We start from the raw sequence: 5,403 nt of genomic DNA, 5'->3' as shown, positions 1-5,403 counted from the left end.
ACCTCGGCGCGGTCGCCCAGAACCTGGGCGGCTTCGCCAACCTGAGCTCCAAGGAACTGGGCGAGCTGACCAAGGACGCCGAGGCCCTGGCCCACACGTTCGAGTTCGACGTGGCGGAGTCCACCCAGGCCGCCGGGCAGCTGATGAAAGCCGGGCTGGCCAAGGACGGCGGCGAGGCGTTCGACCTGATCACCGCCGCCGCGCAGAAGCTCCCGCCGGCGATGCGCGAGGAGATCCCCGCCCTCACCTCCGAGTACAGCGAGTTCTTCCGCCAGCTCGGGTTCTCCGGTCCGGAGATGTTCGGGCTGCTCGCCGAGGCCGCGAAGAACCCGATGTTCGAGCTCGACAAGCTCGGCGACGCGGTCAAGGAGTTCACGCTGCTGCTCGCGGACACCGGGGCCGTGTCCGAGCCGCTGAAGGAGCTCGGCCTGGACGTGGAACACATCCAGGGCCTGGTCGACAAGGGCCAGGGCACGCGCGCGTTCGACGAGGTCACCACCGCCCTGAAGAACGTCGAGAACCAGACCGAGCGGACCCGTCTGCAGGCGGCCCTTTTCGGCGGGCCGGGTGAGGACCTGGGCAACACCCTGCTGACCATCAGCGCCAGCTCGGCCGCCGCCACCTCGGGGATGGACGACGCGGCCGGCGCCACGAAGAAGATCACCGACAGCATGCAGGCCTCGGCGGCGCAGGCCTGGGAGTCGGTCATGCGGTCGGTGACCATGACGATCGGCGAGACCCTGGCCCCGGTCCTGCGGCTCGTGGCGGACCTGCTGCGCGAGCACCCCGGGCTGATCGGCGCGATCACCCCCGTCGTCCTGGCGGTGGCCGCCGCCCTGGCGGTCTGGGCCGCCGCACAGTGGGCCCTGAACAGTGCGCTGCTGGCCAACCCGATGACGTGGATCATCCTGGGCATCGTCGCGCTGGTCGCCGCGATCGTGGTGATCGCCACCAAGACGACGTGGTTCCAGGACATGTGGGCCGCGGCGATGGACGGCGTGGCGGCGGCCTGGGACTGGCTGTGGGGCCTGCTCCAGGACGGCTTCAAGGTCCTGACGTGGCTGTTCTACCACTGGCCCGGCCCGCAGCTGATCATCGCCCACTGGGACACCATCATGGACGCGGTCGGCGCGGCGATCGGCTGGGTCAACGGCAAAGTGGCCTCCGGGATGCGGTGGGTGCTGTCCGCCGTGGGCTGGCTCGGCGCTCTGCCCGGCATGGCCGGCCGGTACTTCCAGGGCATGGCCAACAGCGCCGTCACCAAGACGATGGCGCTGGTCGATTTCGTGCGGAGCATCCCCGGCCGCATCCGCAGCGCCCTGGGCGACCTCGGCACCCTGCTGCTCGGTGCCGGGCGCGGCATCGTCCAGGGCCTGATCGACGGCATCACCAGCAAGGTCGGCGCCCTGCGGGACCAGCTCGGCTCGATCACGTCGATGATCCCCGACTGGAAGGGGCCCATGGACGTGGACATGCGGCTGCTGACCCCGTCGGGTGAGGCGCTCATGTCCGGCCTGATGGACGGCATCGCGGGCCAGGAACCCACCTTGCAGCGGCAGTTGCAGGCCGTCACCACCAGCATCCCCGGCAACGTAACGACCGGGGTGGCCCGGGCCGCCGGCGGCGGGGGGCAGGGCACCGTCCTGGAGATCGCCAGCGCGGGCGGGGCCGCCAACGACGCCATTCTCCAGCTGCTCCTCGACGCGATCCGCGTCCGGGGCGGAGACCCCGTCGAAATCCTGACCCCCCGCGCGTAGGAGGTGCACCGCTGTGACGTTCCCCCTGGACATCCGTACCGAGCTGCTGCTCGGCGGGACCTGGACCGACATCAGCGGCGACGTCCGGGCCGCCGCCGGCATCACTCTGGTGCGCGGGCGGCAGAACGCCACCTCGCAGCCGGACCCGGCCCGCGGCAGCTTCACGCTGAACAACCGTCACGGCCGCTACAGCCCGGACAACCCGCTGGGCGACTACTACGGGGAGCTCGACCAGAACATCCCCGTGCGCGTCTCCGTGCCCGCGGCCGAGCACTACCTGCTGCTGCCCGGGATGGACGACGAGTCCGCGACCGTCTCCACCCCGGACGCCGCGGCCCTGGACATCACCGGCGACATCGACGTCCGTATCGACGCCCAGCTCGACAACTGGATCACCCTGACGGACACCGACACCACCGAGCTGGCCGGCAAGTACACGGTGACCGGGAACCAGCGCAGCTGGCGCCTGGTCGTCAACACCACCACCGGGGGGCCCACGTTCAGCTGGAGCACCGACGGCACCCTCGCCAACACGGTGGACGTGGCCGCCGCCGCGGCGCTGCCGGTACCCGGCCACGGCAGGCTCGCGATCCGGGCGACGCTGGACGTGGACAACGGGGCGGGCGGCTACACCTGCACCCTCTACACCGCTCCCACGATCGCCGGGCCGTGGACCCAGCTGCACCAGACCGTCACCACCACCGGCGGCGCCACGAGCATCTACAACTCCACCGCGCCGCTGGAGCTCGGCAACCTGGCCTCGGTCATCCACGCCGGCACGTTCTTCGAGCCCGCGCAGGGGCGCGTGTACGCATTCGAGGTGCGGTCCGGTATCGGCGGCACCGTCGTCGCCAACCCCACATTCACCGCGCTGCCGGCCGGCACGACGAGCTTCGCCGACGGGGCCGGCCGCACCTGGTCCCTGACCGGGACCGCCGAGGTCACCGACCGCGACTACCGGGCCCACCTGCAGGTCTCCACCCTGCCCGTCGAATGGGACCCGTCGGGCAACGACGTGTACGTGCCCGTGCAGGCCTCCGGGCTGCGCCAGCGCCTGGGCCAGGGACAGAAGGCCCTGCCTTCCGCGCTGCGCCGCCGCATCCCCTCCTACGGGCCGCTGGCGTACTGGCCGATGGAGGAGGCTACGGACGCGCGGCGGGCGTACTCCCCGATCACCGGGGTCCCCCCGCTGGCCGCCAGCGGCCTGGCCTGGGCGCAGGCCGATTCCCTGGCCAGCTCCGCCCCCCTGCCCACCCTCACCACCGGCACCGGGGCGCCGACGATGCGCGGCGCGATCCCCGCACCGGCGGGCAGCATCACCGGCTGGCAGGTCCGCTGGATCTACCGCATCGACACCGTCAACACCAGCCTGCAGACCCTGATGCGGATCACCTCCACCGGCACCGTCACCGAATGGACGCTGCAGCAGCGCGACACCCTCTCCCGCCTGACCGGCCTGGACGCCGCCGGCAACACCGTCGTCACCTCCGACATCGGCACCGGCCTGGACCTGTACGGGCAGTGGATCGAGGTCCGCCTGGCCCTGTCGGTGTCCGGCGGCACGGTCACCTGGGCCGTCGTCTGGCAGGACGTCGGCGGCACCGCCGGACAGGTCACCTCCACCTACGCCGGGACCCTGGGACGGCCCACCGCGGTCACCTCACCGGCCGGCGGCTACGACCCCGCCCTGGACGGCATGGCCATCGGCCACATCAGCGCGTGGGGCACCGACACCACCGACGCCTACACCGGCGCCATCACCGCCCACAACGGCGAACACGCCGGAACCCGCATGATCCGCCTGGCCCAGGAGACCGGCGTACAGCTGTCGGTGCGCGGTGTCATCGCCGAGCAGCAGCAGGTCGGCCCCCAGAAAATCAGCACGCTCCTGCAGCTCCTGTCGGGAGCGGCCGACGCCGACGGCGGCCTGCTCCTGGAGCACCGCCACCGCATGGGCCTGCTCTACCGCGACCGGACCACCCTGTACAACCAGACCCCGGCCACCGTGTCCTACGGCCAGCTGGCCGCCGGCACCGGAAAACCCGTGCGGGACGACCAGCTGCTGCGCAACGACATGCTCGTCACCCGCGACGGCGGATCCTCCGGCCAGTACACGCAAACCACCGGCCCCCGCGGCACCGACGCGGTCGGCCTCTACGACAGCTCGGCCACCCTCAGCCTGTACCAGGACGAGCAGACCGAGCCCATCGCCGCGTGGCTGGTCCACCTCGGCACCACCACCGACCCCCGCTACCCGACCGTCGTCATCAGCGCCCGCGCCCACCCCGAACTAGCCCCAACCCTCGCCCGCCTGGAGGTCGGGGACCGCCTGCAGATCACGAGCGTGCCCCTCGGCAAGGGCCCCCCGGGCAACGCCGACATGATCATCCAGGGCATCACCGAAACCCTGACCCTCACCGACTGGACGTTCAAGTTCACCTGCACCCCGGCCAGCCCCTGGTCCGTCGCGGTCCTGGACGACCCGGTCCTCGGCCGCGCCGACACCGACGGCAGCCAGCTCGCCGCCGCGGTCACCGCGGCCGCGACAGTCCTGCCCGTGCGGGTCACCGCCGGCCCGCTGTGGACCACCGACCCGGCCGAGATGCCCGTCGACCTCCGGGTCGGCGGAGAAGTGGTCACCGCAACCGCCATCCGGGGCGCCATCGCCGACGCATTCGGCCGCACCGTCAGCAACGGGTGGGGCACCGCGGACACCGGGCAGGCGTGGACCTCGTCCAACGGGTCGGCCTCCGACTACTCGGTCAGCGGCGGCAGCGGGCGGCACAGCCTGGCCAGCGTCAACGTCTCCCGCAACACCATCGCCAGCCTGACCGGGGTGAGCCTGGCCGATTTCGACATCGCGGTCACGGCGTCCACGTCCGCGCTCGCCACCGGCGCCAGCCACCTGATCTACCTGGTCGGCCGGTGGACCGACTCGACCACCACCATGTACGCCCGGCTGGAGTTCACCACCACCCAGACGGTGATCATCAGCATCCGCAAACGCGTCGCAGGCGCGGACACCCAGCTCTCCACCCGCACCACCACCCTCACCCACGCCGCCGGCGCGATGTTCCGGATGCGGTTCCAGGCCACGGGCAGCACCTACCGGGCCAAGACATGGCCGGCCGCCGGCGTCGAACCCGGCATGTGGGACACCACCGTCACCGACACCACCATCACCACCGCCGGCCCGGTCGGCGTCCGCTCCACCCTCAACACCGGCAACACCAACACCCTGCCCGTGACCGCCGCGTTCGACGACTTCGCGCTCCTCAACCCCCAGGGATTCACCGTCACCCGCGCCGTCAACGGCATCAGCAAACCGCACGCGGCCGGCGCCGCGATCGAGCTGGCCACCCCCATGATCCTCGCCCTGTAGGAGGCACCTGTGGCTGTGCGCACTCAGCCGTTCGCGGCCGGGCAGAAAGTCACCGCCAGCGCCCTCAACCTGGCATCCCTCAGCGGCCTGGTCGTCTTCCGCGCCTACCGCACCACCGCCCAGTCCATCCCCGCCGGCACCGAGACCGCCGCCAACGCCATCTCCTGGAACCAGATCGACCTGGACGACCTGGTGGGGTGGTCGGCGGCCAACCCCACCCGCTGGACCGTACCGATGACCGCCTGGTACACCCTGTCCGGATCC

At 71.6% G+C, this 5,403-nt stretch carries 3 protein-coding genes; all 3 read left to right on the top strand.

Annotation, left to right across the window (positions count from 1 at the left end):
* The coding region (locus VIW71_RS23420; RefSeq protein WP_331624528.1) for a phage tail tape measure protein at positions 1-1,757 on the top strand (1,757 nt) is incomplete at its 5' end.
* Between the two features lie 13 nt (positions 1,758-1,770).
* Positions 1,771-5,139, top strand: a complete 3,369-nt coding sequence (locus VIW71_RS23415) for a hypothetical protein (protein WP_331624526.1) — start codon at positions 1,771-1,773, stop codon at positions 5,137-5,139.
* 9 nt (positions 5,140-5,148) lie between these two features.
* Positions 5,149-5,403, top strand: a 255-nt coding sequence (locus tag VIW71_RS23410; RefSeq protein ID WP_331624525.1) for a hypothetical protein, incomplete at its 3' end; no start/stop codon positions are given.

This window comes from Streptomyces sp. (genome assembly GCF_036524955.1).
GTDB lineage: Bacteria > Actinomycetota > Actinomycetes > Streptomycetales > Streptomycetaceae > Actinacidiphila.
Note: the sequence above shows the minus strand (reverse complement) of the source record. Positions and strands in the feature narration are given on the sequence as shown.